The sequence below is a fragment of the Glutamicibacter sp. TV12E genome (genome assembly GCF_052441935.1).
Lineage (GTDB): Bacteria > Actinomycetota > Actinomycetes > Actinomycetales > Micrococcaceae > Glutamicibacter.
On sequence record NZ_JBQVVF010000001.1, the window covers coordinates 203480 to 229658 of the forward strand.

Consider the following 26179-nt stretch of genomic DNA (forward strand, 5'->3'; position numbering starts at 1 on the left):
ATGGAGCATTTAGACCACGTCGCACGCATCCAGCAGCAGTGGGCCGCCGAGCGCCCCGATCTGGATCCACGGCCCCAGGGAATCATCGGAAGGCTGCATCGGCTAGCACTTTTCCTGCGGGAAGAAGTCTGCGCCGTGTACGCCGAGCACGGGCTGACCGAGGCCGAGTTCGATGTCCTGGCGACCCTGCGCCGCAGCGGAGCGCCCTATTCGCTGGCACCTGGCGAACTGGCCGCCCAGACCATGGTCACTTCTGGAGCCACTACCAAGCGGCTGGATCGGCTGGTTTCGGCCGGCTACGTCTCGCGCCACAGCGAGGATGGCGATCAGCGCCGGCGGCGCATCTCGCTAAGTCCCGAGGGCAAGAAGAAGATTGATGAGGTCATGACGGACCACCTGGCCAATGAGGCCCGCCTGATCGCCCAGCTTTCGGCCGCGGAGCAATCCGCGCTCGAAGGCGCCCTGAAGAGCTGGCTGAGGCACTACGAGCCGCCGCAAGGCTGACCGGCAAGGTGTTGCGCCTGCGGCACACGCAGAAAGGGCGGGCAGGAAATATTTCCTGCCCGCCCTCGCGGCTAGAATCCAGCGAACCTTGCGGCACGCTAGTCGATGGAAGCCATCAGCTCGACCACGCGATCGAGGAAGGCGTCGACCTGGGACTCTTCGTATCCATCGGTACCCTGGGCCGAGCGGAATTCGACGCGGCGCACAGCATCCACGGCCATCGGCACATCATTTTCGAAGTAGTCGATGAGCTGGTCGCAGAGCCGATCAACATCTTCAACGTTGTAGCTTGAGGCATTGGTGCGCGACGGGCGGCGGAAGCGCTCGCCCTGGGCACGGTGCAGTCGGCCACGCAGAATAGCGGCCAGGCGCCCGACCTGCTGCAGCCAGACTTCCTCGCCCTGGTGGGAAATGAGGTCATCGCGTTCCCGCTTGGCGAAAACATCCTCAAGCCGATCCAGCGCACCGTCAACTTCGCGGGCCTGGTAGCCGCCCTTCTGCGGGGCGAAGGTCGTTCGGCGGATCAGGTGGCTGGTGACCACGCTGTCGTCGTTTCCGCCGTCGTTAAAGGTTGCCCGGGCCCGGCTGAGGAACGCATCGACCTGCTTTGCGTTGTAGCCGAATTCCGAATCCGGTACGCGGGAAAACGGAGCATCTTGCTGCTGCGACACGACAGTTCCTTTTTCTCTAGAGAGATGTCTGTGGCGTGCCGCCCGACGGCGGCACCCCATCCATTCTATTTGCTCGAGCCCCACTTGGCTCAATGGCCACACCAGCGGCGATGCCGTGGGCGGATCACAAGACCGCGACACTCCAGGCCAGCAGGTGCGAAATCAGGTATCCCAGGGGGATCACGAAGAGCACCGAATCCAATCGATCCATGATTCCACCGTGGCCCGGGAGCAGGTTGCTCATGTCCTTGATGCCCAGTTCACGCTTAACCATCGACTCCGCGAAGTCACCGGTGGTGGCCGCAATGGTGGTGAACAAGGCCAGGATGACACCGGTCCACCAAGGCATGTCGAGCCAGAACACCATGGCGCATGCGCCGATAGCCATGGAACCGGCCATCGATCCGACAAAGCCCTCCCAGGACTTCTTGGGCGAGATCTTTGGCGCCATGGGGTGCTTGCCGATCAGCACTCCCACGATGTACCCGAAGGTATCGTTGGCCACTGCCAGCAACAGGACGGTGGCAATCAGCCACTGGCCGTTCTCCCCTTCGAGCATCAGCAGCGCGAAGGACAAGAGCAACGGGATCCAGCTGATGATGAAGACGCTGCTCATCACCGAGGCAACCGCGCCCTTGAGCCCCTCCATGAGCCTGAAGAGCAGGGCTACGAGGATGCAGGCCACAAAGCTGAAGCCCAGGGCCTCGACATCACCGAGCACGGCGCTGACCGGAAGCAGCAGCGAGGCAAGGTACAACGGCACCTGGGGAACCGCGGTTTTGGCGTGGGTCGTGGCCCGGGCAACTTCCCAGCAGCCGATGCCGCTGAGCGCAACAACCGCAAAGACCAGCAGCGGCTCGTAAAGGAACAATCCCGCGAGCACCACACCGAGCAGCACCACACCCACGCCGATAGCTGCCGGCAGGTTGCGTCCTGCGCGCGAGGCCTTTGGCTCCGGGTTGCCGACCAAAAGCTCGGGCGGGATCGCTGCTTCCTGCGCATCCGGCTCGCCGGTTTCAGCCAGGTCCTCGGAATCGCTGTGCGGCGGCGCCGGCTGGGCCGGTGTCTCCTGTTCGTCCGCCGGTTTCGGGCGCACCGTGTCGGCTTCGAAAACTATTCTGGCGCGCCGCTTGGCATGGGCGGCATGAGCCTTGTCCTCGGCCTCATGCGCCGTGCCGGCGGCGGGCTGGAGCTTGGCAACGCCGGGCTTCGATGCTCCTGCCGAATCCGATGCAGGCTCGTTGCCGCCGGTCGTGGCTGGCTCCTGGCTGGCATCGCGACGGGTCTTGCCGGCGCGCTTTGAGGCCTTGGCCTCGGCTTCACGCAGTGCGCGAGCCTCACGCCGAGTCATCGGCTGGGGATTACCGGATGCCACTGAGGGCACCGCCGAAGCGTTGCCCTCAGTGTTCTCTGTCGAGCCTGGCATTAGACGTCCAGCAGCTCGGCTTCTTTTTTCTTCACGATCTCGTCGACTGAATCAACGTGCTTCTTGGTCAGCGCGTCGAGGTCCTTTTCTGCACGGGTGCCTTCGTCTTCGCCGATTTCGCCATCCTTGACCAGCTTGTCGATGGCGTCCTTGGCCTTGCGACGGTGGTTGCGCAGCGCAACTCGAGCGTCCTCGCCCTTGGCCTTGGCCAGCTTGACGTATTCCTTGCGGCGTTCCTCGGTCAAGACCGGAAGGGTCACGCGGATCATCTTGCCGTCGGAGGATGGGTTGGCGCCAACCTCGGGATCGCCCAGCGCCTTTTCGATTTCACGCATGGCGGTGACGTCAAATGGGGTGATGGTGATGGTGCGTGCTTCGGGAACAGCGAAGGATGCCAGCTGCTGCAGCGGGGTTGGCGAACCGTAGTAGTCGACCATGACCTTCGAGTACATGCCTGGGTGGGCGCGACCGGTACGAATCGTCGCGAAGTCCTCCTTGGCGGCGTCAATGGTGCGTTCCATCTTTTCGGCGGTTTCCGCCAGCGTTTCCTCAATCACCGGTACTCCTCAAGTACTTCATCTGTGCTTCCGCAACGGGAAATTAAATCTACTTCAATCCTAGGCCACGATCACCGATTAAACGGTGACGGTGGTGCCGATCCGCTCGCCGCGAATAGCCGCTGCGACGTTTCCTTCGCCTTCCATGCCGAAGACGAGCATGTCCAGTTTGTTGTCCTGGCACATGGTCATGGCGGTCTGGTCCATCACGCGGATGTTCTTCAGCAGGGCCTCGTTGTAGGTCAGGGTGTCCAGCTTGGTGGCGGTTGGATCGGTCTTCGGGTCGGCGGTGTATACGCCGTCAACACCCGATTTGGCCATCAGCACCTCGTCGGCGTCCACTTCCAGCGCACGCTGAGCGGCGACGGTGTCGGTGGAGAAGTATGGCAAGCCTGCGCCTGCGCCGAAGATGACGACGCGGTCCTTCTCCATGTGGCGGATGGCCCGGCGCGGAATGTAGTTCTCGGCAACCTGAGCCATGGCGATAGCCGACTGCACGCGGGTTTCAACGCCGCACTGCTCCAGGAAGTCCTGCAAGGCCAGGCAGTTCATGACCGTGCCGAGCATGCCCATGTAGTCTGCGCGGGAGCGGTCCATTCCAGCTGCTGACAGCTCGGCGCCGCGGAAGAAGTTGCCGCCGCCAACAACGATGGCTACTTCTACTTCGCCTACTGTCTGGGCGATCTGCTGGGCAACGCCACGCACGGTGTCCGGGTCAACGCCGACCTTGCCACCGCCGAACACCTCACCGGAAAGCTTGAGCAGGACGCGACGACGTTTGGTTTCTGGGATGGCTGGCATAAGTTGTCTTACTCCTGGAGGTCGGAATCAAGCTGGGGGTAGTACGTCCCGGTTCCCAAGTTATCTTGTGATCCGGGCTCAAGAAAAGGGAGGCGAGCCACCGAGTTATTTCTCGGTGCCCACCTCCCTTTGATCCTGGGCACTCAGATTCCTCTGAGCGCGTGCCGCTTAGTGCGTGTTATTCAGTGCCTGAAGCTAAAAAGCTTAGGCGCCGACGCGGAAGCGAGCGAAGGCAACTGGCTTGGTGCCAGCTTCTTCGAAGACCTTGGCAACGGACTTCTTGGCGTCCTTGGCGAAAGCCTGGTCAACCAGGACGATCTCCTTGAAGAAGCCGGTCAGGCGGCCTTCTACGATCTTGGTCAAGGCAGCTTCTGGCTTGCCCTCTGCGCGAGCGGTTTCGTCAGCGATACGGCGCTCGTCGGCGACCTTATCTGCTGGAACCTCTTCGCGGGACAAGTAGGTTGGAGCCATTGCAGCGGTGTGCACAGCAACGTCGTGCGCAACGGTTGCAGCAGCTTCGCTGTCTGCATCCACAGCCATCAGAACGCCAACCTGGGCTGGCAGGTCCTTGCTGGTCTTGTGCAGGTAAGCGGCAACCTTGGCACCCTCGATGCGGGCAACGCGGCGGACAACGATCTTCTCGCCGAGGATTGCGCCCTCTTCGATGACGGTGTCGCCGATGGTCTTGCCGTCCAGCTCGTAAGCCAGCAGTGCTTCTGCATCTGCAGCGCCGGAAGCCACAGCGGCATCCAGGACCTTGGCAGCCAGAGCGATGAACTTCTCGTTCTTTGCGACGAAGTCGGTCTCGCAGTTGATCTCGACCATGACGCCGACGTTGCCTTCGACCTTGGCAGCAACCAGGCCTTCAGCGGTCGAACGGCCTTCGCGCTTGGTAGCGCCTTTCAGGCCCTTGACGCGAATGATCTCGATGGCCTTCTCGGCGTCGCCGTTTGCCTCGTCCAGAGCCTTCTTAACGTCCATCATGCCGGCGCCAGTGCGCTCGCGCAGTGCCTTGATATCAGCAGCGGTGTAGTTTGCCACGTGCAATCCCATTCAGCTAGGAGTTTCAAGTTTGATTTGCTTGTGGGACGGGTCGGTTCTCCGGCCCGTCCCACAAGACTTGGCGGAGCTTGCCTCAATCAACACGCTAGTGTCCCGAGGCAAACTCCTAGAGTCACGCAGGTGACTACTTGGCTTCGTCAGCCTCGGTTGCAGCTTCTTCTGCAGGAGCCTCAGCCTTGGCCTTTTCGCCCTCAAGCAGTTCGCGCTCCCACTCAGCCAGTGGCTCAGCGGCACCCTCGGTCTTGCCTGCAGCCTTGTTGTTCTTGGCGATGAGGCCTTCGGCCACAGCGTCAGCAACAACGCGGGTCAGCAGGTTGACGGAGCGGATAGCGTCGTCGTTGCCTGGGATTGGGTAGGTAACTTCGTCAGGATCGCAGTTGGTGTCCAGGATGGCCACAACTGGGATGCCCAGCTTCTGGGCTTCGTCGATAGCCAAGTGTTCCTTCTTGGTGTCAACGATCCAGATAGCGGAAGGGGTGCGGGTCAGGTTGCGGATACCACCGAGGTTGTTCTGCAGCTTGGTCAGCTCGCGCTTGAGCAGCAGCAGTTCCTTCTTGGTGTGGCCGGAGCCAGCAACGTCCTCGAAGTTGATCTCTTCCAGTTCCTTCATGCGCTGAACGCGCTTGGAGACGGTCTGGAAGTTGGTCAGCATACCGCCGAGCCAACGCTGGTTCACGTATGGCTGGCCAACGCGGTTAGCCTGCTCGGCGATGGATTCCTGAGCCTGCTTCTTGGTACCAACGAACAGTACGGTGCCGCCGTGGGCAACAGTCTGCTTCACGAACTCGTAAGCGCGGTCGATGAACGACAGCGACTGCTGCAGGTCGATGATGTAGATGCCGTTGCGCTCGGTGAAGATGAAGCGCTTCATCTTTGGGTTCCAGCGACGGGTCTGGTGGCCGAAGTGGACGCCGCTGTCAAGCAGCTCTCGCATGGTTACGACTGGCATGTCGCAACTCCTTTCAGCAGTGGCGGACCGGGCACACGTGCGCCCGCGGTAACTGCTCTTGTTTGTTCGGGTTGATGCAGATAGCCATTGTGGTTATCCGCCCTAGTATGAGAGCCGAAGATGCTTGGCATCTCGCCTTCGGTCCACCGATTCTCTCGGACCACTGGAGCCTCAGGCCACAGCCCTAGTTGGCCATGGAACCTCATACGCGAAGTCAATCTCATGCCTGCTGCATCCAATTTTGGACACACCTATGACAGGAAACTGCTGTTTAAAGTGTACTACACCCCGCGCTTCGCACAGCACGCAGAACCGTGATCTAGAGCCCATCGGATTACCCACAATTCGGTTCGACTTCTTATCCACCCGGTGGATGCCGCCGGACGCTGAATAGATGAAAACCCAAGCCGCACTGAAACAAGCAAAATTCCTGTTGCTCGCCATCAGCTTCGCGCTCGCTGCCAGCGGTGCCCCGTTGCCAGAACAACTCCCGCCACTGCCTCATGCTTCGCTAGCAACAGCCAACGGCTGGCGGTGGCCGTTAGCGGGTGAGCCAAAGATCGCTGAACCCTTCGATAAGCCAGCGGAAAATTGGCTGCCCGGACATCGTGGCGTTGATCTGGCGGCAAGTGAAGGCGATAAGGTTTTTGCTCCACAGCGAGGACAAGTCACCTTCGCATCAACTGTGGTGGATCGCCCCGTGATGGTTATCGATCATGGAAACGGATTCAAAACCAGCCTCGAACCGGTCCAAGCAATCGCCAAAGTGGGCGATTGGGTTGATGCCGGAGCGCAGGTAGGCGCCGTGGCCACCGGAGCCCACTGCTCGGCACGATGCATCCATTGGGGTGTGCGCTTGAATGGCGAATACATTGATCCGGTCCTGCTCATCCGCGATATGCGACCGTCAATCCTGTTGCCGCTGCACCAATAGGCAGCAATTTTCCTGTTGTTTTCCAAGACGAGCGCCGTACGATGGAAGGAATCCATGCAGAGGCGAGGAGGAGTCGGGCGGGCCATGAAAAAAGCGCTGATCATCACCGGGTGCGCCATCGCCGTGCTCCTTGGCGTTATCTATGGCTTGCGGCAACACGGGGACAAACCCGATTTCGGGATGATTGCCTGGATACTTTTCGGCCTGGCGCTGGTAGCCGGCTTCACCCGCAGGCTCATCGTTGCACGCCGCGCAGGCAAACCTCGGGAAGGCTTCGAACCGCTGCGCGATGCCAGCACGGCTTTTGAGAACATGGCTATGGGCAGGGCCCCAGACGACCGCCCTGATTTTTCTGCACACCAGGGCCAGCACCTTCCCAAAAGTCCCGGGGACTGAAATGCAAATCGCCCGACAACTCGTTGACACGAATTACCGGGCGACTTTCATCGGTAGGGAGTATGGGACTTGAACCCATGACCAAGGGATTATGAGTCCCCTGCTCTAACCAACTGAGCTAACTCCCCACATGTGCTCGCAACGCGTAGCTACAACCACACTCGAAATATTCTAGGGCATCACCAGCCCAAACACCGATTTGGCTCACCGCAACCGGTCACACGCGTCAGTGCGTTGAGACTTCTTGGCCTCGATATAGCTCTTCGAAGGAGTCCATGGTTTTCTTTTGCGCGTGGTTCAGCACCTTGCGGTGTCCGGCCTCGCCGAACTTCATGCGCTGCGCATCATCCATGGACAGGACCTTGTCCAGCTTCTCCGCCAGGTCCTGCCGATCCCCTGGCTTGAACATGTAGCCGTTGACACCTTCATCAACGAGATGCGGCAGGGCCATCGCGTTGGCCAACACAACGGGCTTGGAAGCCGAGAGCGCTTCAAGTGTCACCAGCGACTGCAGTTCAGCTGTGCCTGGCTGGCAGAAAACGTCGCAGCGCAGGTAAGCCTGGCGCAGCTCTTCATCACTGACATGCCCCAGAAAGCGCACCCGGTCGCGAACCTTGAGCTCATCAGCGATCTTTTCAAGGATGCTCCGCTGCTCGCCACCACCAACGATCTCGATGATTGCATTGGGCACTTCGCGCATCAGAGGCAATGCCTCAATCAGTTCGTTAATATTCTTCTCAACCGCTAGCCGCCCAGCGAAGAGGATCGTTGGAAAATCATTCTTCATGATCTCCTCCCCGGGGGCCAGCTCATAATTGCCGACTTCAATGCCGTTGGACAGCGGCAAAACATTCATCAGCTTCGCCCGCTCGCGCATCGCTTTGGCGGCCAAGGGAGTCGGAGTGGTGACTGCATTGGCCCGGCCGAAAATCTTGCCCATGTCCTTCCAGGAATTATGGGCCACGATGCGTTTGAACCAGCGCGGGAAAGGCAGGAATGGATCAAGGTTCTCCGGCATGAAGTGATTGGTCGCCACCGAGCGAACCTTGTTTTTTCGAGCCCATCCGATGGCGCGCTGGCCGATCATGTAGTGGCTTTGCGCGTGGATAACATCCGGCTTGATCTCGGAAAGAAGCTTGTCGATCTGCTTGTTCACTTCCCATGGGAAGGCGATACGGAAATACTCATGGGTCGGCACCGAATGGGATTCCAACCGGTGCACGATGGCCTCGTCACGGATTTCCGTGAAGGTTTTGCCCTTGTTTCCGCGTACCGCAAGCACGTGTACCCGGTGACCTCGTGCATGCATCTCGGTGGCGAGACGGTAGCAAAACATCGCTGCGCCATTCACATCCGGAGGATAGGTGTCAGCTGCAATGACAATGGTCAGTGGTTTTTCCTTGGCCACGGGCATCCTTAGTCGTTCACAAGAATTTGGGTTTGATGAAAAGTCTGGATCTTCAGTCTATTTCGACTCTGGCAGTTGTTTATCAGCTTCAGCCCGGTTGCGCCGCTCGATAACGTCCGGGTGGTGGCGGGACAAGGCAGCCACACCCACAATGGCAAGAGCCGCGGCAACGAGCATCAGCACCGTGACAAGCACTGGGACATCGGGGCGCAATTCGCCGAGGATGCTGGCTCCAATAGCAATGCCAATGATCGGGTCAATAACGGTCAAACCCGCAATCACCAATTCGGGAGGGCCCTTTGAGTAGGCCTTTTGAACAAAATAGGAACCGAGCAGACCTGCTACGACAACGGCTAAACCTGCGATCCATGGCAACTGCAGGAAGCTGCTATTGCCAATTCCCAGAACCGCGATGGCGATGGTTCGCACCAGGACTGCGACGAATCCAAAGAGCACGCCTGCACCCACGATAAAGAAGATTGCGCCGAGCTTTCGGTGGAAGAGGATCGTGGCCAATCCCACGATTGCCACCACCCCAGCGAGGATCATTTCGATCAGGTGCGATTGCTCTTCGGTGACTGCATGATTGCTATTGGTTGCGGTCACTGCCAGCAGGACGAATCCGACTGAACCAAGCATGCAGCTGATGATCGCCATCACCGTTGGGCGATTCATCGTAATGCCTGTTTCCCTGGCATTGACCATCGCCGTAATGACCAGGGCGATGGCACCAATTGGCTGCACCACCGTCAGTGGCGCGCTGGCCAAGGCGAAGACGTTCAATGCCATGCCCAGAATCATCAGAAGCAGTCCGCCCATCCAGCCTTTATTGGTGGCGAGATTTCCAGCGTTCTTGAGGGTCAGTTCCAGCCCATCAACGGAATTGCGCACCGCGATGGATTGGAAGTGGGCGCCAAAGGCCAGACAAAAGGCACTGCATAGTGCCGCTGCAATAGCGATCCAGACCATGTCAGTGCCTTTCTAGCCTAAATTCTTCGTACATGACGGGGGCAACTCAGTTCCAGTAATCGCCGTAGCGCTGCCCCGTCAGTCGAAAACTCAGGAGCGCTTGAATAGAGCGCGAATAACTGCACCCAGTGCCAGCGTTGAACCGGCCATCACCAGGTACGGCCGTGCCTGTTCTAAGCGTTGGCCATTGGCTCTGTCAGCCTCCGATTGATCTTCGGAAGACGAAGACGCAGGTCGGACGAATCCACGAGCCTTGGCGGCCGCACCGGAAACTTTGTCTCCGGCGCTTTGCGTAAAGGAGCGTACTTTATCGATTTTGGCCAGAGGCGCCTGAACGCTCTCGCCAAGGTTGTCACGCAGTGCCTGAATCTGGCGGCGACGACGACGGGTCCGGAGGATCAGTTCGTCAGCACTTGGTGCCGGCGGCTTTGGTTCCTTCTTCTTGGCGCTATCTTCAGCTTCTTCAGGCTTCTTCTTCAGCGGTTCATCGAGCGTGCTGACGTCGAACTCGCTGCCATCCTTGAGCACGCCCAAGTCATGGCGAATACCTCTAATTGCTGCTTCTGGCTTAAGCGGCAACGCCTTCTTGACCTTGGCGTATCCAACCAAGCCCAAAATGGCTGCAACTAGCAGGAAGAAGCCAGCAACGATCAACGCCGCAGCCCATCCAGGCAGCCAGATAGCCAAAACATTTACCAAGGTCACTACGACGGCAACGACAAAAAGCGAAACTACGACGAGTGCAGCGCCAGCGAATGCTGCCGCCATGCCAAGGCTGATTCCCTTGCCCTTGAGCACAGTCGTCGCGAGCTTGATTTCATCCGAGAGCTGTTGCGGAACAAGCTCCTTGAGTCCTTCAACCTGCGCCTTAGCACTCTTGACGCTCGACTTCAGGCTTTCGTCAGCTTGCGTCGATTCAGCTTCAGTCATGGTTTCTCCATATTCTCGATCGCGCAGCAACCGGTGTATCTCACGCTAACACCCCGGCTACCTCAATCGACTCAGTCTTCAGGCGTAAAACCCATAGCCCGAACTCATGCTATGGGTGTAACTGTTAACGATTCGAAAGTCTATCGTCTAATCACCTGAGGTTATAGGAGATCCAGCCTGTGACGAGATTTCAGTTTAAATACGTCAGCCGCACTCAACGCGGGGAAAACAAAAAACTTCCCAGCTACCTAAGTAGCTGGGAAGTTTTTCTTGGCTCCTCCAACTGGACTTGAACCAGTAACCCTTCGATTAACAGTCGAATGCTCTGCCAATTGAGCTATGGAGGAATGCAACGAGTAATACTTTAGCACTGGCCAAGTCAGGTTTTCAAATCGAGAGGCCCCCGGACCACAGAGCCTGAATTAACGCCAATTTTCCGCGCTTCACTCTGCCTGAATCCTTTGCCGCACGGGTTGAGTCAAGAATCTATTTCCTGTGATCTGACACATACTTCGCGAGATCCAGCAATTGTTGTGCAGAGCGTTCCCACGAGTAGTGCTCGGCGCGTTGAACTGCGCGCTGAGAGTACTCCATCCAGGTGGCGGACTCATCCAATGTGCGCACCTGTTCTGCGAATCCTCCCGCATCATCTGGCGAGGCATAAAGCGCCGCGCCTTCGGCAACTTCCCTGAAGATCGGCATGTCGGTGACAACCACAGGTGTTCCCATGCTCATGGCTTCCACCAACGGCAGCCCATAGCCTTCTTCGCGCGAGAGCGTGACCAACGCGGTGCACTCGCTGAGCATCTGCTCATATTCCTGGTCGCTAACTCCATCGTGGAACACGACAGCCGCTCCATCTGGAATCAGTTCCATTAGCTCCTGGCGACGCGGTTCTTTGATCCCGCTGAGCAAGTGCAGCTCATGCTCCGGCAGGTAGGCCATGGCCCGCACCAAAGTCTCGACGTTCTTGTATTCCATGAAGGACCCCATATAGAGCAGGGTCTTCTTGGGTTTCGCGCTTGGATCCCGCCGCGCGAAGTCACCCGTCGGCGCATTGGACACCAGGCCGATGCGCTGCCTGGTCAGACGATGCTTGCGCATGAGACCAGCAGTCGTATTCGAGACGGTCGCCACCGCGTCGGCTCGATTCAACAGAAGCCGCTGCGGCCAGTAGACCTGGTGAAACAGGAACCATCCGATACGGATCGGCAAAGGCAGGAATTTTGGCGCGTGCGGATGCGCGTAGTAAATCAAGTCATGAAGCGTCAAGATGACCGGGAATTTTCGACCCAGGGTCCCCATGGTTTGCATGGGCGAAAACACCACGTCGGCATCGAGCTTGTTGATCTGCAAGGCGACAAATGGCTCGAGGACACTGGTCGGAGCTGAGATCTTCAGGTAGGGCACATCGGGAAGCATGGCCAGCTGGCGGGTGTCGTTTATGAGCATGGTGACATCGGCCAACTTGCTGGTGGCTGCAATCAGCCCAGCCGTATAGCGGCTGATTCCGTCATGGTGGGTAATGCGGGTATATCGTGCGTCGATAACAAGTTTCACGTGCGCAGTTGCCTTAGGTTTCTCGGATCCAATACCTTCCAGCCTAGCCGTTCGATGCGTCGCGCAGGATCGCAAAACCGAGCACCGCGAGCACGCTCGCGATCACCCAGGCGGCCAGCGCAGCTTGTGTTCCTGCGGCGGTTCCCAAGGCCCCACCGAGCATGCTGCCGACGGGAACCGTGCCGAAGGTCAAAAGCCGGCGAGCGCTGAGCACCCGTCCCAGCACGTGTTCGGGCACAATTTCAACTAGCCATGACGAAGCAGAGACGTTGAGGATCAGAGCAGCACTCCCCCACCCCAACGCATGAACACCCAGCAATCCGATGCTCCACGCGTCGCTCGTAAACGACGCGGCCAGCACCATCGAGGCCAACACTATTTGGGCAAGTCCGGTGCACAGCAGCAGGGCAGGTGATGCAAACTTTCCGCTGATCCTGCTGGCCACGAGCGCTCCGATGAGCCCGCCTGCACCCGAGATCGAAGCATAAAGCCCGAACCCCGCTTCGCCATAGCCGAGGTCGTTGATGACAAAGATCGCTTCCACGGATGACCCGATGGCCAGGCCGAGATTAGACAAGGCCACGGCAACAGTGGCGGCGAGCAGTTGCCGGTTCGCGACCAGGTAGCGAAGGCCAGCCAGCATTGAGCCGGAACTGGCACTTTCGCCTCGAACCGAATCGGCCCTTTGATTGTCGCGATAGTCGCGAATTCTCCACGCCATCATCAACGCCAAGGCGCACAGGGCCGCGGCGGCACTGAGCAGTGCTGGCGCACCAAATAGGGCAAAGCCGGTACCGGCGAGCGCTGGAATAATCACCGTCATGCTTTGGTCCGCGGCGCTCAGCCGGGCGATGAGCTTGCTGATGCCCAGGGTCCGCGATTCGGAGTCGTCGCCAATCATTCTGGGCACTGCCGAAGTTTGCGCCGTCTCCGAAAAGACGTTGCAGATTCCCAATAGCGTGCACAGCACCAGTCCCATGGCAATGTTCAATGCGCCACTGATCGCGAGCACCGCGAGACATGACAGGACAGCAAGTTTTCCCGTCATGCCGATGCGCAATACCTTCAGCGCCGAGCTTTTATCAACAAGGTGACCGGCCGGGATGCTGGCAAAAACGAAAGCGAACGATCCGAGCGTGTTCAGCAGCCCCATCTGCATGGCTGTTGCGCCCAAGGCTCCGACAAAGAGCAGGTCAATGGTGATGTCGGTCAGCGTGCGCCCAGCAGCGTCGGTGGCATTCGAGCCCACCAGATAACGCTGGCTCTGCACATGCTGTTCGGGCTCATCCATTGCGGCTTATTCTCCCTTGCTCTAACTGCTTGAGCATATAGAATTGCCCGCAATTTGCAATCGAACGATTAGCGTTACTTCACAAATTGGCAAACCAGAGGATTTCACTCCGCTTCGCCGCGCTCGCCAATAAAATTTGAACCTTCAAACTTCAGGTCAGCAGGCAATCTACCACAAGAGCTGCAGGGCGTACCGCAAAATGTCTAAAAAATCTCATCCATTCAAAAGTTGAGTTTCTCGGCTTGCATTAACTAATTGCTTTGTGTTGTTAATAGATTCTTGTTAGGTGAGCCTGACCAAATATCTATTGACTCTATCTGAGGAGCATGCTCTTGGGTGCCTCACTACCTACCCTGCAAATCCCTGATGTCCCACTCCCGCTCTACGACGATGCGCTGCTCTGCGCGGACACCGCAGGCGCCTACGAAGAGGCTTCATATCGCGCGGTGTCCCTCGTTGCCGACAAGTTCGCAACCGTCAACGCCCCCACTACCGGGCCGAGCCCGCAGCAGATGGCGGCCAAGATCATCCACGTCGATCTGCGCTCGCCGCTGGGTTCAACGGAACAGTCCTTCAGTGAACTCAATGATCTCTACCTCAGCGACGCGGTCTACTTCCACGACACGAAGTACGCAGCTCACCTGAACTGCCCCGTTGCCATCCCCGCCGTCGTTGCCGAAAACTTCGTCACCAGCGTCAATACGTCGATGGACACCTTCGACCAGAGCGCCGGCGCCACCTTGATCGAACGCAAACTTATCGGCTTCACTGCCGAGCTCATTGGTTTTGATCCTGGCAAGGCCGACGGGATCTTCACATCCGGTGGCACCCAGTCAAACTTGCAGGCCATGCTCATCGCGCGGAACACTGCGACGGCCAAGCTCCAGGGTTCCCTGCCCGAACGCCTGGCCAAGCTGCGGATCTACTGCTCCGAAGACGCGCACTTCTCGATCCGCAACGCCGCCATGCTTCTGGGAATGGGCTACGAAGCGGCTGTTGCCATCCCTACCGATGCCCAGCACCGCATGGATGCCCAGGAGCTGCGCAGCCGACTGGCCGAAGACCTCAACGCAGGCCTTGTCCCCATGGCCATATCGGCCACCAGCGGCACCACCGACTTCGGCGCCATCGATCCGCTGAACCAGCTGCGGGCAATCGCCACCGAGGTCGGGGCCTGGCTGCATGTTGATGCGGCCTACGGCTGCGGATTGCTCGTTTCGAACCGGCACCGCCACCGCCTTGATGGAATTGAGCAGGCTGACTCGGTCACCGTGGACTACCACAAGTCCTTCTTCCAGCCCATCGGCTCCAGCGCCCTGGTCGTCCGTTCAGGTTCAAGCTTCGAGTCCATCGCGCACTACGCCGAATACCTGAACCCGGCCGCCGAGGCCGCCGCCACCCCCAATCAGGTATCAAAATCCCTGCAGACCACGCGCCGATTCGACGCGCTGAAATTGTGGGTCACGCTGCGCACGCTCGGAGCCTCTCGGCTGGGCGAAATGTTCGATCAGGTCATCGCACTGGCCGAAGATGCACAACAAGAAGTGGCGATGCGCGCCCAGCTCCATTTGGTGGCAGATGTCCAGCTAAGCACCCTGGTCTTCTCATTCGAGGACCCAGAGCACCGGTTGGAGCTGGCCGAGCATAACGCCCTGGCCAACCAGATCCGCCACCGCCTGTACTCCAGTGGCGAAGCAATGATCGCGGCCACCACGGTGGCCGGAAAGCGCCTGCTCAAGCTCACCCTGCTCAACCCGAACACGACGCTGGCCGACATCAGCGAAATCCTCGATGCCATCTGCCGCATCGGGACCGAAATTCTTGCCGAACGCACCACCGGAGACAAATAATGAATCAACCTAGCGAGCACTTCGACGTCATCGCCATCGGGGCAGGCCCCTTCAACCTGGGTTTTGCCGCCCTGACCGAGGGCATCGAGGACCTGAAGGTCGCGGTCCTCGACGCGGCTGAAAAGTTCGTCTGGCACCCGGGGATGATGCTTCCCGGAACGCATCTGCAGGTCCCCTTCATGGCGGACCTGGTCACCCTGGCCGACCCCACCAACAAGTATTCGTTCCTGAATTACTTGAAGCGCCAGCAGCGCATCTACCCGTTTTACATCCGCGAAGACTTCTACGCGCTGCGCCAGGAGTACTCCAACTACTTGGCCTGGGCTGCCGAAAGCATTCAGAGCGTGCGTTTTGGGCACCGGGTGCTCGAGGCCGAATACCGCGAGGGCCTGTACCACCTCTCGGTGCTCACCGAGGCCGGAATGAGCCACTTCACCGCGCAGAAACTGGTGCTTGGCACCGGCACCCAGCCCTACCTCCCTCCGGTCATCAGCGACGAGGCCATGAACACCGGCAAGGTGGTGCATTCGAGCAACTACCTCTTCCAGCGTGATGCGCTCTTGGCTTCGAGCGAGGCCACCCGGGCAAAGGTCACCTGCGTTCTAGGCAGCGGGCAAAGCGCCGCTGAAATCTTCCTGGATCTGCTGCGCAGCCTGGAGGCGGAAGACCACCTGATCTGGGCTACCCGCTCGGAGCGCTACTTCCCGCTGGAATACACCAAACTCACCTTGGAAATGACGTCACCAGAATATATCGACCACTTCCACGCACTGCCGATGGCCAAGCGCGACGAGCTCTCCGCCGACCAAAAGGGCCTGTACAAGGGCATTAATGCGGATTTGATCAACGAGATCCACGAGGAACTCTACGAACGCAGCATCAGCCAGGCCGCCAACGTCCACCTGCGCACCGGTTGCGCGGCCACCAGCATCACCGCTGCAGACCAGGGCATCTCGGTCAGCCTGCGCCATGACCGCACCGAACAGGACTTGGACTTCGTCGTCGATGATCTGGTGATGGCCACCGGTTACCGGGCAGGTGTTCCGGACTTCCTCGGCGGGATCGCCCAGCGCATCGACTACCTGGCCGATGGCCGGTTCAACGTGGACCGCGAATACTCGATCGGCCTGGGCCAGGACATCTTCGTGCAAAACGCCGAACTGCATACCCATGGCTTCACCGCACCGGACCTTGGCATGGGCGCCTACCGCAATTCGGTGATCATCAACCGGATTGCCGGGCGCGAAATCTACCCCGTTGAAGAACGCATCGCCTTCCAGGAATTCGGCGCCGCGGAACTGACCGGGCTGCCTACCGCTATCCCTGCCACCTCGCATGCCTAAGGACACACACTTAATGAGCACCTTTACCTTCCGTTCTGTCGAACTGCCACAGGACACCGCTTTGCTGCACTCCTGGATCGCCACCGAGCACGCCGCTTTCTGGGGCATGCCCACCGCGACCGAAACAGAAATTGCCGCCGAATACAGCTCGTTGCTGGCCACCGAAGACTACGAAGTCCTCCTCGGACTCGATGGCTCCGGGGCCGCCCGCTTCCTGGTCGAGCTGTACAACCCGGCCACCTCGCCACTGGCCGCGGCCTACAATTACGTCCGCGGTGATCGCGGCCTGCATTTCCTCGCCCCGGCCAGCGATCACCCGCAGCCAGGATTCACCCTTGAAGCGATGACCGCCGCGGTGAATCATGCATTCGCCCGGCCCGGCATCGAGCGGATCATCGTTGAACCAGATCTGCGCAACAAGGCCATCCATGCGCTCAACGCCCGCGTCGGTTTCACCCCAATCCGCCCAATTGAGCTAGCCGAGCACGATGGATCGATCAAGCAGGCGCTGCTCTCGATCTGCACCCGCAATGATTTTGAGACCGCGACCGGCCAGCGCCTTGAGTCCTCCTTCCTCTCCCCCCAGCGCTGGGACATCGCCAATCGCCATGTGCTGGCCAAAGCACTGGGCGAGTTCTCCCACGAACGCTTGCTGGAGCCCGCCGATCTGGGCGAGGGCAGCTACTTGGTGCAGAAGGATGGACACCGCTATCTCTTTGCCGCACGCAAGTTCCAGCTCAATCACTGGCTGGTGGATCCAGGCAGCCTGGAGCACCAGGAACTCATCGACGGGCACTGGCAGCCAGCAGAAGTGGATGCCATCGACTTCGTGACGCGCTTCTATCGCGAGCTGACGCTCTCCGAGACTCAGTTGCCCACCTACTTGGAAGAGCTGTCTTCAACACTCTCCAGCCATTGCTACAAGCAGGTTCATGCCACTCACGACTCCGCCGCCCTGGCGCAGTTCCCAGGCACCGCGGCACAGTCCTTCCAGCTCGTCGAATCCTCCATGACCGAAGGCCACCCGTGCTTCGTGGCGAATAATGGACGCATGGGCGTGGGCCGCAGCGACTACCTGCGCTATGCGCCGGAAACCGGCGCGGCCCTGAACCTCGGGTGGGCGGCCGCGCACAAATCCCGTGCCCAGTTCGACTCCATCGACACCCTGGATTACGATTCGCTGCTTGACAGCCAGCTGCACGCCGGCGAACGCGAACAGCTGGAGCAGGCGCTGGACCGGGCATTGTTCGGCACTGGCTACTGCGCCGAAGACTACCTGTTCATCCCGGTGCACCCATGGCAATGGGAAAACCGCCTATCCATCACCTTCGCCAACGACATTGCCCGCAAGCAGCTGATCTGGCTTGGCACCAGCGACGACGAATACCAGGCGCAGCAGTCGATCCGCACCTTCTTCAATCTTTCCGATCCGACGCGCCACTACGTCAAGACCGCGATGTCCATATTGAATATGGGCTTCATGCGCGGCCTGAGCGCTGAATACATGAAGGTCACTCCGGCCATCAACCAGTGGCTGGGCGAACTGTTCGAGAGCGATCCGGTGCTCTCTACCCAGCCGGTTGCCCTGCTGCGGGAAATTGCGGCCGTTGGCTACCGCAATCCGCAGTTCGAAGCGGCGACCGACAAGAGCGCAGCGCAACGCAAAATGCTCGCTGCCCTTTGGCGTGAATCGCCGATCAACCTACTGGAAGAGGACCAGACCCTGGCCACCATGGCCAGCCTCTTGCATGTGGATTCACAGGGCAAGTCCTTCGCCGCGGCGCTGATCCGGCGCAGCGGTTTGGACCCTGCCCAATGGCTGGCCCAATACTTCGACGCCTATCTGGTGCCTTTGGTGCACTGCTTGGCCGCCTACGATCTGGTCTTCATGCCGCACGGCGAGAACGTGATCATGATCCTGGAGAACGGCGCAGTGAAGAAGGTGCTGCTCAAGGATCTCGGCGAAGAAATTGCGGTGCTTTCCGACCGGGTCCAGTTGCCAGAAGAAATCCGCCGGGTACGCACCGGTGGAGATCCGGTTCTCTCGGTCTTCACCGACGTATTCGATTCCTTCTTCCGCTTCCTGGCACCGCTGCTGGATATCGAAGGCATCCTGCCCGAACAGGACTTCTGGAAGATCGTGGTTGAACGACTGCTGGATTACCGTGCCGAGCATCCTGAATTTGCGCAGCGCTTTGACGAGCTGGGGCTCTTTGAAAAATCGTTCCCGCTCTCTTGCCTGAACCGATTGCAGCTTCGCAACAACCAGCAAATGCTGGATCTGACCGACCAGTCCGGCGGCCTGCTCTACGCCGGCGACCTGGAGAACCCGTTGGCGTTTGCAGTGCTCGCCGCCAACTAGCGCTCATCAAAATTTGCATCGCGTCGCACAGTATTCGTGCGGCGCGATGCCTTTTGCGCTCCCGACCTCATTGAAGCCTCAAGCGGAGTTCTTCAACTGCCTCGCCGTCCAGCTGCTGCAGGAATGCTGGCCTGCCTGCCATAACCATCACCAGGTCCAATAGCTTGCCGCGCACTACCGCTCCGTGCCCGGCAGTAAAGGAGTCGTCCGTGGCGACGAGCTTGAGGCCTTTGATCAAAGTTCTGCTGTTAACGGCAAAATCCTTCGTGGAATAGAACCGGGCAACTTCACGAACCGCGGCAGGGTCTGGTTCCAGATTCAGGCCCAGCGCGACGGCAATGTCCTGGCCGTGGACCACGATTTCTCCCAGCAAGCCCGGCACCGAATTGAAAACCGCCCTGGATTGAACGCAAGATCTATCGAAGTTTTCCAGGGTTTGCCTTGCCGAGGTTCCCCAATATTTTTTCAAGAGCCGATCGTTGTGCCGATCAGTATTAAATCCGCTGAGCACCATATTCAGCAGCCATTGGCCCGTCCCGGTTGAACCTGCCGCCGCGAGGTGCGCGGTTACATGGCGAACGCCCCAGGCCTGGCTCAACGTTGTGGTTTGCCACTGGTCCGGGTCGAGGTCATTCAAGAGCAGCGAAAGCCTCTGGCGCTCGCTTCTCACCAATTCCCAAAGCTGTGTGGATTGCATGCGGTGGCTTTCTCCTCGGTGGTTGCCTGTTTCCCTACCCTACCGACCGGGTTGTTCTTGCAGCGTTTTTGATTTGCGCCTGTCACGCCGGTCTTTGGAGGCGCGCTCCAGGCAGTTGCAAAAAATTCTTGGTACTAAGTGTTGCTATATACTGCTACTTAGTTCTACTATCTACTTGTACTCAATAACACTAAGTAGATAGGAGGTTCGCAATGGCATCACAAATGACCGAGATGCTCAAAGGAACCCTGGAAGGGATCGTCTTGGCCATCTTGGCCGAACGTCCGGCCTACGGCTACGAGATCACCACCGGATTGCGGGATCGCGGTTTCACAGATCTCGCTGAAGGAACCATTTATGCGCTCCTGGTGCGCATCGAGCAGAAGAAATTGGTTTCAGTTGAAAAGGTGCCCTCCGAAAAGGGGCCGCCACGCAAGGTCTTCACCTTGAACGACACCGGCCAACAGCAGCTCTCCGACTTTTGGGCTACCTGGAACGAATTAGTCTCCCGCATCAATGCCCTGCCCCAACCCGACAGCAACGACGAAAGTAAATAATCATGACCGCCAAATGGATTGAAAACATCACCGGCTCCCTGGATCAAAAGAAGCAGTACAAGGAACAGAGCACTCGCCTCAAGTCATTGCCCCAGCCCTATGCCAAGGCTGCTCTGGGCATCCATCGATACCTGCTGGCCCAAAGCGGGATCACCGATGGGGACACCATGGTCACGATGTTCACCGACCTCGCGGATCTATTTGAACAGGCGGCCGCAAATGGCACCGCCTTGCGTGAAATCACAGGAAGCGAGCCTGCTGATTTTGCCGACGATTTCGCATCTGCCTACGGCGGCCAGCGCTGGACCGACAAGGAACGCAAGCGTTTGGCAGAAACCATCAACGAAGCCGAACAAGACACCTGAGGTGAATGATCATGAACGCAACCCTCGCGGAGAATCCCGCTGTCGAGGTCCATGGATTGGCCAAATCATTCAAGGACCACCAGGTCCTTGAGGGAGTTGAATTTTCCGTCCCAACAGGCAGCATTTTTGCCTTGCTAGGTTCCAACGGCGCCGGGAAAACCACTCTTGTACGCATTCTCGCGACCCTGCTTCCCGCAGATTCAGGGTCGATCAAAGTCTGCGGGAACGATATTTCCAAATCCCCGGGGAAAGTACGCAAGTCCATCAGCCTGACCGGGCAGTTCGCAGCGGTCGATGATGTTCTTACAGGTCGCGAAAACCTCATCCTCATCGCCCGGCTGCGTCGGGTACCAGACGCGACGGCCGCCGCCGACGCGCTGCTGGAACGCTTTGGCCTCACCGAGGCCTCGAACCGGCCAGCTGGCACCTACTCTGGTGGCATGCGGCGAAGGCTGGATATCGCCATGAGCCTTATCGGCTCCCCCGATCTCATCCTCCTCGATGAGCCAACCACCGGGCTGGATCCGCAGGCACGTCGCGAAACCTGGGAATCCATCCGCAACTTGGCGGCGGGCGGAACAACCATCCTGCTCACCACGCAGTACCTCGATGAAGCCGAGGCCCTGGCGGACTGGATTGCAATCCTGCACGAGGGATCGATCATCCATCAAGGAACACTCCCCCAGCTTCAAGCACTGCTTCCGCCAGCACCAACGGAGCTGATCACCAAAAAACCCACGCTTGAGGAGATTTTCCTCGAGCTCATCAGCCGCGCACCGCGGCCAGAGCGGAGCGCATCATGAGCATCGCGTCCTTGTACGAAACCCGAATTCTCACCGGCCGCTCAATGCGCCACATCTTGCGCAGCCCCGACACCATCATCACCACCGCGGTGACACCGATTGCCATGCTGCTGCTGTTTGTCTACGTCTTCGGCGGTGCTATTAACACGCAAACCACCGAGCCCTACGTGAATTACCTGCTGCCTGGAATCCTGATTATCACGATCGCCTCAGGTGTTGCCTACACTTCATACCGGCTATTTCTCGACGTGCGTGACGGGTTGGTCCAGCGACTGCGCGCCATGCCCATCTCGCGCTCAAGCGTATTGTGGAGCCATGTGGCTACGTCCTTGATATCCAACTTGGTCTCGATGGCTTTGGTTCTGGCCGTAGCTCTCATCATGGGGTTTCGCACGAGCGCCTCGTTCGCCCAGTGGCTGGCGGTCATTGGATTGCTGTGCCTCGTCACTTTGTCGATGACTTGGATTGCAGTCCTTGCAGGGCTCAGTGCAAAATCCGTTGATGGAGCAAGTGCCTTCAGCTATCCGCTCATCTTCCTGCCCTTTATCTCATCAGCATTCGTGCCCACCGATTCCATGCCAGCTCCGGGGGCATGGTTTGCCGAGCATCAGCCGATCACCGCAATCGTCGAGTCCCTCCGAGCCCTGCTGGCGCAGGAGGCAGTGGGAACCAATCTCCCGATCGCCTTGGCTTGGCTCATTGCCATCGCATTACTGAGCTGGGGCGCAGCGACGCGTGCCTTTCGAACCAAAATCTCCAGCTAAGGAAATTCAATAGCCGGTGGAACGCCAACCCGCCGGTCGAGGGCGCAATAAGGGCCGCTGAATGGGGCAATGCTGTGCACAGTGGCTCTTCGCGAACATTGCCGCTCGCACCGGTCCGGTGCTTGCTCATGGCCTGCCAGCCCCATATAGGCGCAGCGCCATCCGACATCAGCTGCAAAGGCCAACAGCTAAGAGGTTCCCGCACAGATGCCCATGGGCACAATCCGACTAGCGACAAGCGAAGCGGCACTGCGTCCCGCGCGGCAAGTACACCCCAGGACCCTAAGGCCTGGTGGATCTAGGCGCGAGGCAGGGTCAGAATTTCTGCGCCGGTTTCGGTGATGGCGATAGTGTGTTCGGTATGTGCGGTCCGGCATCCAGTGGAGCTGCGCAATGTCCATCCATCCTTGTCCATGATGAGCTTGTTGGTATTCGTCATGACCCATGGTTCCAATGCCAGCAACAGCCCGGCACGCAGCTTGTAGCCTCGGCCAGGGCGGCCGTCGTTGGAAACATGCGGGTCCTGGTGCATGGTCGAACCAATGCCATGACCGCCGAATTCGAGGTTCACCTTGTAGCCAGCGGCTTTGAGCACCGCCCCCATTGCGTAGGAAAGATCGCCGATCTTTGCCTCCGGTGAAGCCGCTGCAATGCCTGCCGCCAGTGCGCGCTGGGTGGTTTCGATCAGTTTCCGGTCTTCGGCAGTTCCCTCGGAACCCACAACAAAGCTGATCGCTGCATCCGCCGCAAATCCGCGCAGCTTGATGGCCAAGTCCAAGCTCAGCAGATCTCCCTCCGCCAAGGCGTAGTCGCGGGGCAGGCCGTGCAGCACAGCATCATTGACTCCGGTGCAGATATAGTGCCCGAACGGGCCGTTGCCGAAGGAGGGAGCGTAATCCACGTAGCAGGACTCGGCGCCTGCTTCCAGGATCATCTCCTTGGTCCAGGCATCAATCTCCAACAGGTTCGTACCGACTTTGACTCGCTGCTTGAGCGTCGCAAGTATGGTTCCGACCAGCGCCCCGGTATCCCGGGCCCGGTCAACTTCTGCAGGTGTGAGAATTTCAATCATGCCAATAACTATACCGGTCATATAGTACCGGTACTATAATTTTCTCATGGTCAGATTACCGCTCACCGCCAAAGAACTTGAACAAGGGAAGGTCCTTGGATCCATCCTGCGACGCGCGCGCGGCGAGCGCACCATCCTCGATGTTGCCCTCGCGGCCGGACTTTCCCCTGAAACCCTGAGGAAAATCGAAACCGGACGCGTGGCCACCCCGGCATTCCCGACCATCGCGGCTGTCGCCTGCGTGCTTGGCCTTTCCCTTGATTCACTCTGGTCAGAAGTGGCCACCAAGAGATCCTCGAACCTGGTGCAGCACTAGCAGCAGCACCGCCCCACCCAAGGGCCCTGCGCAATCAGGCGGACGGCGAATCATCGTTAGCCACCCGCCCGGTGAGGGCTGTACCCCGGTCGCAGTGGGCCTGCACCCGCGCGTTGTCCGCGGCAGTGATCCATCTGCACACCCATGCCCCTTCAGCGCGGGCCAGTTCCACGAAGCTGGCGAAGATGGCTGTGGTTGCATCCTGGCCTCAGGGCTGGCGAATAGGCCATCCAGCCACAGCCCCACGTTGCCCTTCGACGGGCAGGCAAAGCGCCGGTAGTCACCCAAAGCCACGATCCGTCCGCCGTTCCCGGCCACCAGTGCCCGGCATTCACGCTCCGGATCCATGAGCCAGCCCCAGGCGCGGGAAACCGCCTCCTCGGATTCCGGCAAGCAGTAGAACTCCCGATAGCCCCGGAACAGTTCCTTCCAGCGCACCTCATCCGATGCGGCGGATGAGGACGGCTGCGCCCGGTGCCAGGGACAGCCCCTTTCCGGGCAGGAACAAGTGCGGCACTGCCGCCATGCAGGGCAACCATGGACCATCGCCAACTCCACCTGGCACATCAGGCAATATCCGGAATAAGCAGTCTCGCCCTAGCCCGACATTCGATGCTGCGGGCGGCATCCACGAGCCCAACTTTGCACCCCATACCCCCATGGGGTATATTGAAAATACCCCATAGGGGTATATGATCCGGTGGGCGCGCCCGCTGGCAGAGTGCGCAGGATGAAGGAGGGCCGCATGGCATCAAGGAAGAATTCCCGACGGGCGGCGGTGCCGCTGGTGGTGATTGCCACGGCGCAACTGATGCTCGTGCTCGACGACTCGATCGTCAACATCGCCCTGCCGAGCATCCAGCGCGAGCTCAAGGTCCCGGCGACTTTGCTGCCCTGGGCGGTCAACGCGTACCTGCTCGCCTTCGGCGCGCTGCTGCTGCTGGGCGGACGCATCGGCGACCTGTGGGGACGCCGGCGCGCTTTCCAGGCCGGAATCGTCATCTTCACCGCCGCCTCGCTGGCCGGAGGCCTCGCCTCCTCGATCGAGATGCTCATCGCCGCCCGCGCCATGCAGGGCATCGGGGCCGCCCTGGCCGCGCCGAACGCCTTGGCGCTCATTGCGACCACCTTCGCCGAACGGACCCTTCGCGACAAGGCGCTCTCGCTGTATGGCGCGATGTCCGGGTTGGGCATCGTCCTGGGTCTGCTACTGGGCGGCGTGCTCACCGACCTGCTTGGCTGGCGCTGGGTCTTCTTCATCAACGTCCCCATCGGCCTGCTCGTCCTTGCCGGTACGCGGACGCTGGTGCCAGCGCAGCGGCGTCCGGGCCGGCCCGGGGCCCTCGGCGCGGTCCTCGGCACCGCCGGCATGGTCCTGCTTGTCTATGCAATCACCCGCTTCGGAGAACATGGCCTGGCCGACCCAGCGGCCTATGCGATTATCGGAACCGCCCTGGCACTGCTGCTGACCTTCGTGCTCACCCAGCGAACGAGCCGCAACCCGCTGGTGCCGCTGGGGCTGTTCAAGGATCGCGGCCGGTCCAGCGCCTATCTGGCGATGCTGGGCCTGGCGGTCGGACCCATGGGCACCTTCTACATCATCACCCTGTACCTCCAGGAGGTCCGCGGGCTCAGTCCGCTGGCCACCGGCCTGTCCTGGCTGCCCTTCGCCGTGGGCATCGTGCTTGGTGCAGGCGTCGCGCCGAAGCTGCTGCTGGGGATCGCACCGCGCTGGATCGCCGCTGTCGGAGCGCTGCTCGGCGCCGGCGGCACCCTCTGGTTCTCGCGAATCGATGTCGACACCCCCTACTGGTCGGGCTTGGCCCCTGCCATGCTCGCTATCGCCGTCGGCTTCGGACTGGGCACCATCGCCCTGACTCAAGCCACCGTCTACGGAGTCGCCGAAGACCGGGCAGGGATTGCCTCGGCACTGCTCAATTCGGCGCAGCAGCTGGGCGTCGCCCTGGGCCTTGCGGTGCTCGCCGGGATTGCCGCCTCGACCACGGCAGGATCCGGCGGCACAGGTGAGCAGGCACTGGTCCAGGGCTACAGCACGGCGCTGCTCGTCGGTGCCTGCGTCCTTCTCGCCGCCGCATTGATCGCCGTACTCCCGCTCGGCACGCGTCCTGCTGTTGCGCAGGACGGACGGAAAATCTCCGCCAGGTAGCACCCGCTGCCCGCGCACCATCTCATGGAAAGGAAATCCCATGCACAATCACCACGAGGAAGCCGCCTTCATGGCCGACATCAAAGAGGCCGCCCCTGAAATGGTCAGCGCCTTCTTCGGCTTCGACAAAGCGGTATTCAAGAAGGACACCGGCAATCTCGACCTCGCTACCCGGGAGCTGATCGCCGTCGGCGTCGCGGTAACCACCCAATGCCCATACTGCATCGAGGACCACGCCAAGCGCGCCATCGATGCCGGCGCGTCCAAGGCAGATGTCGCCGAGGCGGTCATGGTCGCCGCCGCACTGCGCGCGGGAGGCGGCGTGACCCACGGATGGAAGGCGATGCGGGCCATTGCCGGGCACGACTGAGCGGCTCCGCACAATTGCAAGGCGCGCGCCGAGCCGCGGTGTGGAATAACCTCCC

The 26179-nt window shown here is 59.8% G+C and carries 26 protein-coding genes and 2 tRNA genes; 13 read left to right on the forward strand and 15 right to left on the reverse strand.

All coding sequences use genetic code 11. The features are described 5' to 3' along the window. Positions 1–504: a MarR family winged helix-turn-helix transcriptional regulator gene (locus ACT7DV_RS00930; RefSeq protein WP_444660491.1), complete on the forward strand. Its 504-nt coding sequence runs from the start codon at positions 1–3 to the stop codon at positions 502–504. 98 nt (positions 505–602) lie between these two features. Here ACT7DV_RS00930 and ACT7DV_RS00935 read toward each other — a convergent pair whose 3' ends face one another. From ACT7DV_RS00935 to rpsB, 6 genes are all read right to left on the reverse strand, one after another. Further along, a complete protein-coding gene (locus tag ACT7DV_RS00935; RefSeq protein ID WP_444664742.1) occupies positions 603–1235 on the reverse strand; it encodes a DivIVA domain-containing protein in 633 nt (210 codons plus the stop codon). A 64-nt stretch (positions 1236–1299) separates the two neighbouring features. Then, a complete protein-coding gene (locus ACT7DV_RS00940; RefSeq protein ID WP_444660492.1) occupies positions 1300–2601 on the reverse strand; it encodes a phosphatidate cytidylyltransferase in 1302 nt (433 codons plus the stop codon). After that, entirely contained in the window at positions 2601–3158 is a 558-nt protein-coding gene (gene frr, locus ACT7DV_RS00945) for a ribosome recycling factor (protein WP_060701018.1), read from the reverse strand. Before frr ends, ACT7DV_RS00940 begins: the two co-directional genes overlap by 1 nt. A gap of 78 nt (positions 3159–3236) precedes the next feature. After that, positions 3237–3959 (reverse strand): UMP kinase, encoded by a 723-nt coding sequence (gene pyrH, locus ACT7DV_RS00950; RefSeq protein ID WP_444660493.1) that lies wholly within the window; start codon positions 3957–3959, stop codon positions 3237–3239. A gap of 204 nt (positions 3960–4163) precedes the next feature. Then, entirely contained in the window at positions 4164–5000 is an 837-nt protein-coding gene (gene tsf, locus ACT7DV_RS00955; RefSeq protein WP_444660494.1) for a translation elongation factor Ts, read from the reverse strand. Positions 5001–5145: 145 nt separating this feature from the next. After that, positions 5146–5970 carry a 30S ribosomal protein S2 gene (gene rpsB / locus ACT7DV_RS00960; RefSeq protein WP_444660495.1) on the reverse strand — a complete coding sequence of 275 codons (825 nt, stop codon included), beginning with the start codon at positions 5968–5970 and terminating at the stop codon, positions 5146–5148. 394 nt (positions 5971–6364) lie between these two features. On the opposite strand from rpsB, the gene ACT7DV_RS00965 reads away from it, so the two are divergent. Next, positions 6365–6904 carry a M23 family metallopeptidase gene (locus ACT7DV_RS00965; protein ID WP_444660496.1) on the forward strand — a complete coding sequence of 180 codons (540 nt, stop codon included), beginning with the start codon at positions 6365–6367 and terminating at the stop codon, positions 6902–6904. Between the two features lie 84 nt (positions 6905–6988). Next, positions 6989–7300 carry a hypothetical protein gene (locus ACT7DV_RS00970; protein WP_444660497.1) on the forward strand — a complete coding sequence of 104 codons (312 nt, stop codon included), beginning with the start codon at positions 6989–6991 and terminating at the stop codon, positions 7298–7300. Between the two features lie 54 nt (positions 7301–7354). Here the strand turns inward: ACT7DV_RS00970 and ACT7DV_RS00975 are convergent. From ACT7DV_RS00975 to ACT7DV_RS01005, 7 genes are all read right to left on the reverse strand, one after another. After that, a tRNA-Ile gene (locus ACT7DV_RS00975) sits at positions 7355–7428 on the reverse strand. A 98-nt stretch (positions 7429–7526) separates the two neighbouring features. Next, positions 7527–8714: a glycosyltransferase gene (locus tag ACT7DV_RS00980; RefSeq protein WP_444660498.1), complete on the reverse strand. Its 1188-nt coding sequence runs from the start codon at positions 8712–8714 to the stop codon at positions 7527–7529. A gap of 51 nt (positions 8715–8765) precedes the next feature. Continuing rightward, a complete protein-coding gene (locus ACT7DV_RS00985; RefSeq protein ID WP_444660499.1) occupies positions 8766–9677 on the reverse strand; it encodes a DMT family transporter in 912 nt (303 codons plus the stop codon). A gap of 90 nt (positions 9678–9767) precedes the next feature. Next, the gene (locus ACT7DV_RS00990) at positions 9768–10607 is read right to left on the reverse strand and encodes a phage holin family protein (RefSeq protein WP_444660500.1); all 840 of its coding nucleotides are present in this window, start codon (positions 10605–10607) and stop codon (positions 9768–9770) included. A 271-nt stretch (positions 10608–10878) separates the two neighbouring features. Beyond that, positions 10879–10954 (reverse strand) — tRNA-Asn (locus ACT7DV_RS00995). A gap of 139 nt (positions 10955–11093) precedes the next feature. Then, positions 11094–12167 carry a glycosyltransferase family 4 protein gene (locus tag ACT7DV_RS01000; protein ID WP_444660501.1) on the reverse strand — a complete coding sequence of 358 codons (1074 nt, stop codon included), beginning with the start codon at positions 12165–12167 and terminating at the stop codon, positions 11094–11096. 43 nt (positions 12168–12210) lie between these two features. After that, positions 12211–13458 carry an MFS transporter gene (locus tag ACT7DV_RS01005; protein ID WP_444660502.1) on the reverse strand — a complete coding sequence of 416 codons (1248 nt, stop codon included), beginning with the start codon at positions 13456–13458 and terminating at the stop codon, positions 12211–12213. 326 nt (positions 13459–13784) lie between these two features. Between ACT7DV_RS01005 and ACT7DV_RS01010 the strand changes: the two genes are divergently transcribed. Genes ACT7DV_RS01010 through ACT7DV_RS01020 form a run of 3 tightly spaced genes read left to right on the forward strand, consistent with a single transcriptional unit; the run spans position 13785 to position 19013 of the window. Beyond that, positions 13785–15308, forward strand: coding sequence for a pyridoxal phosphate-dependent decarboxylase family protein (locus tag ACT7DV_RS01010; RefSeq protein ID WP_444660503.1), 1524 nt, complete (start codon positions 13785–13787; stop codon positions 15306–15308). Continuing rightward, positions 15308–16651 carry a lysine N(6)-hydroxylase/L-ornithine N(5)-oxygenase family protein gene (locus ACT7DV_RS01015; RefSeq protein ID WP_444660504.1) on the forward strand — a complete coding sequence of 448 codons (1344 nt, stop codon included), beginning with the start codon at positions 15308–15310 and terminating at the stop codon, positions 16649–16651. Before ACT7DV_RS01010 ends, ACT7DV_RS01015 begins: the two co-directional genes overlap by 1 nt. 13 nt (positions 16652–16664) lie before the next feature. Beyond that, entirely contained in the window at positions 16665–19013 is a 2349-nt protein-coding gene (locus ACT7DV_RS01020) for a GNAT family N-acetyltransferase (RefSeq protein ID WP_444660505.1), read from the forward strand. A 67-nt stretch (positions 19014–19080) separates the two neighbouring features. Here ACT7DV_RS01020 and ACT7DV_RS01025 read toward each other — a convergent pair whose 3' ends face one another. Then, positions 19081–19710 (reverse strand): maleylpyruvate isomerase family mycothiol-dependent enzyme, encoded by a 630-nt coding sequence (locus ACT7DV_RS01025; RefSeq protein ID WP_444660506.1) that lies wholly within the window; start codon positions 19708–19710, stop codon positions 19081–19083. Between the two features lie 212 nt (positions 19711–19922). Between ACT7DV_RS01025 and ACT7DV_RS01030 the strand changes: the two genes are divergently transcribed. The 4 genes from ACT7DV_RS01030 to ACT7DV_RS01045 are packed head-to-tail and all read left to right on the forward strand — an operon-like array spanning position 19923 to position 22199. Beyond that, a complete protein-coding gene (locus ACT7DV_RS01030) occupies positions 19923–20267 on the forward strand; it encodes a PadR family transcriptional regulator (RefSeq protein ID WP_444660507.1) in 345 nt (114 codons plus the stop codon). Positions 20268–20269: 2 nt separating this feature from the next. Continuing rightward, the gene (locus ACT7DV_RS01035) at positions 20270–20632 is read left to right on the forward strand and encodes a DUF1048 domain-containing protein (RefSeq protein WP_444660508.1); all 363 of its coding nucleotides are present in this window, start codon (positions 20270–20272) and stop codon (positions 20630–20632) included. Between the two features lie 11 nt (positions 20633–20643). Then, a complete protein-coding gene (locus ACT7DV_RS01040) occupies positions 20644–21435 on the forward strand; it encodes an ABC transporter ATP-binding protein (RefSeq protein WP_444660509.1) in 792 nt (263 codons plus the stop codon). Next, positions 21432–22199 (forward strand): ABC transporter permease, encoded by a 768-nt coding sequence (locus ACT7DV_RS01045; protein WP_444660510.1) that lies wholly within the window; start codon positions 21432–21434, stop codon positions 22197–22199. The genes ACT7DV_RS01040 and ACT7DV_RS01045 overlap by 4 nt, the downstream gene beginning before the upstream one ends. A gap of 298 nt (positions 22200–22497) precedes the next feature. Here the strand turns inward: ACT7DV_RS01045 and map are convergent, their stop codons facing one another. Further along, positions 22498–23271, reverse strand: a complete 774-nt coding sequence (gene map, locus ACT7DV_RS01050) for a type I methionyl aminopeptidase (protein ID WP_146277960.1) — start codon at positions 23269–23271, stop codon at positions 22498–22500. 46 nt (positions 23272–23317) lie between these two features. On the opposite strand from map, the gene ACT7DV_RS01055 reads away from it, so the two are divergent. From ACT7DV_RS01055 to ACT7DV_RS01065, 3 genes are all read left to right on the forward strand, one after another. Then, entirely contained in the window at positions 23318–23587 is a 270-nt protein-coding gene (locus ACT7DV_RS01055) for a helix-turn-helix domain-containing protein (protein ID WP_444660511.1), read from the forward strand. 745 nt (positions 23588–24332) lie between these two features. Then, the gene (locus ACT7DV_RS01060; protein WP_444660512.1) at positions 24333–25754 is read left to right on the forward strand and encodes an MFS transporter; all 1422 of its coding nucleotides are present in this window, start codon (positions 24333–24335) and stop codon (positions 25752–25754) included. 40 nt (positions 25755–25794) lie between these two features. After that, positions 25795–26124, forward strand: coding sequence for a carboxymuconolactone decarboxylase family protein (locus ACT7DV_RS01065; RefSeq protein ID WP_444660513.1), 330 nt, complete (start codon positions 25795–25797; stop codon positions 26122–26124). The last annotated feature ends 55 nt before the right edge of the window (positions 26125–26179 follow it).

Excerpts from the sequence above, each read along its gene's own strand:
- ACT7DV_RS00930 (WP_444660491.1), top strand. The coding sequence starts at position 1 with ATGGAGCATTTAGACCACGTCGCACGCATCCAGCAGCAGTGGGCCGCC.
- ACT7DV_RS00935 (WP_444664742.1), bottom strand. The coding sequence starts at position 1,235 with ATGGGGTGCCGCCGTCGGGCGGCACGCCACAGACATCTCTCTAGAGAA.
- ACT7DV_RS00940 (WP_444660492.1), bottom strand. The coding sequence starts at position 2,601 with ATGCCAGGCTCGACAGAGAACACTGAGGGCAACGCTTCGGCGGTGCCC.
- pyrH (WP_444660493.1), bottom strand. The coding sequence starts at position 3,959 with ATGCCAGCCATCCCAGAAACCAAACGTCGTCGCGTCCTGCTCAAGCTT.
- rpsB (WP_444660495.1), bottom strand. The coding sequence starts at position 5,970 with ATGCCAGTCGTAACCATGCGAGAGCTGCTTGACAGCGGCGTCCACTTC.
- ACT7DV_RS00965 (WP_444660496.1), top strand. The coding sequence starts at position 6,365 with ATGAAAACCCAAGCCGCACTGAAACAAGCAAAATTCCTGTTGCTCGCC.
- ACT7DV_RS00970 (WP_444660497.1), top strand. The coding sequence starts at position 6,989 with ATGAAAAAAGCGCTGATCATCACCGGGTGCGCCATCGCCGTGCTCCTT.
- ACT7DV_RS00980 (WP_444660498.1), bottom strand. The coding sequence starts at position 8,714 with ATGCCCGTGGCCAAGGAAAAACCACTGACCATTGTCATTGCAGCTGAC.
- ACT7DV_RS00985 (WP_444660499.1), bottom strand. The coding sequence starts at position 9,677 with ATGGTCTGGATCGCTATTGCAGCGGCACTATGCAGTGCCTTTTGTCTG.
- ACT7DV_RS00990 (WP_444660500.1), bottom strand. The coding sequence starts at position 10,607 with ATGACTGAAGCTGAATCGACGCAAGCTGACGAAAGCCTGAAGTCGAGC.
- ACT7DV_RS01005 (WP_444660502.1), bottom strand. The coding sequence starts at position 13,458 with ATGGATGAGCCCGAACAGCATGTGCAGAGCCAGCGTTATCTGGTGGGC.
- ACT7DV_RS01010 (WP_444660503.1), top strand. The coding sequence starts at position 13,785 with ATGCTCTTGGGTGCCTCACTACCTACCCTGCAAATCCCTGATGTCCCA.
- ACT7DV_RS01015 (WP_444660504.1), top strand. The coding sequence starts at position 15,308 with ATGAATCAACCTAGCGAGCACTTCGACGTCATCGCCATCGGGGCAGGC.
- ACT7DV_RS01020 (WP_444660505.1), top strand. The coding sequence starts at position 16,665 with ATGAGCACCTTTACCTTCCGTTCTGTCGAACTGCCACAGGACACCGCT.
- ACT7DV_RS01025 (WP_444660506.1), bottom strand. The coding sequence starts at position 19,710 with ATGCAATCCACACAGCTTTGGGAATTGGTGAGAAGCGAGCGCCAGAGG.
- ACT7DV_RS01030 (WP_444660507.1), top strand. The coding sequence starts at position 19,923 with ATGGCATCACAAATGACCGAGATGCTCAAAGGAACCCTGGAAGGGATC.
- ACT7DV_RS01035 (WP_444660508.1), top strand. The coding sequence starts at position 20,270 with ATGACCGCCAAATGGATTGAAAACATCACCGGCTCCCTGGATCAAAAG.
- ACT7DV_RS01040 (WP_444660509.1), top strand. The coding sequence starts at position 20,644 with ATGAACGCAACCCTCGCGGAGAATCCCGCTGTCGAGGTCCATGGATTG.
- ACT7DV_RS01045 (WP_444660510.1), top strand. The coding sequence starts at position 21,432 with ATGAGCATCGCGTCCTTGTACGAAACCCGAATTCTCACCGGCCGCTCA.
- map (WP_146277960.1), bottom strand. The coding sequence starts at position 23,271 with ATGATTGAAATTCTCACACCTGCAGAAGTTGACCGGGCCCGGGATACC.
- ACT7DV_RS01055 (WP_444660511.1), top strand. The coding sequence starts at position 23,318 with ATGGTCAGATTACCGCTCACCGCCAAAGAACTTGAACAAGGGAAGGTC.
- ACT7DV_RS01060 (WP_444660512.1), top strand. The coding sequence starts at position 24,333 with ATGGCATCAAGGAAGAATTCCCGACGGGCGGCGGTGCCGCTGGTGGTG.
- ACT7DV_RS01065 (WP_444660513.1), top strand. The coding sequence starts at position 25,795 with ATGCACAATCACCACGAGGAAGCCGCCTTCATGGCCGACATCAAAGAG.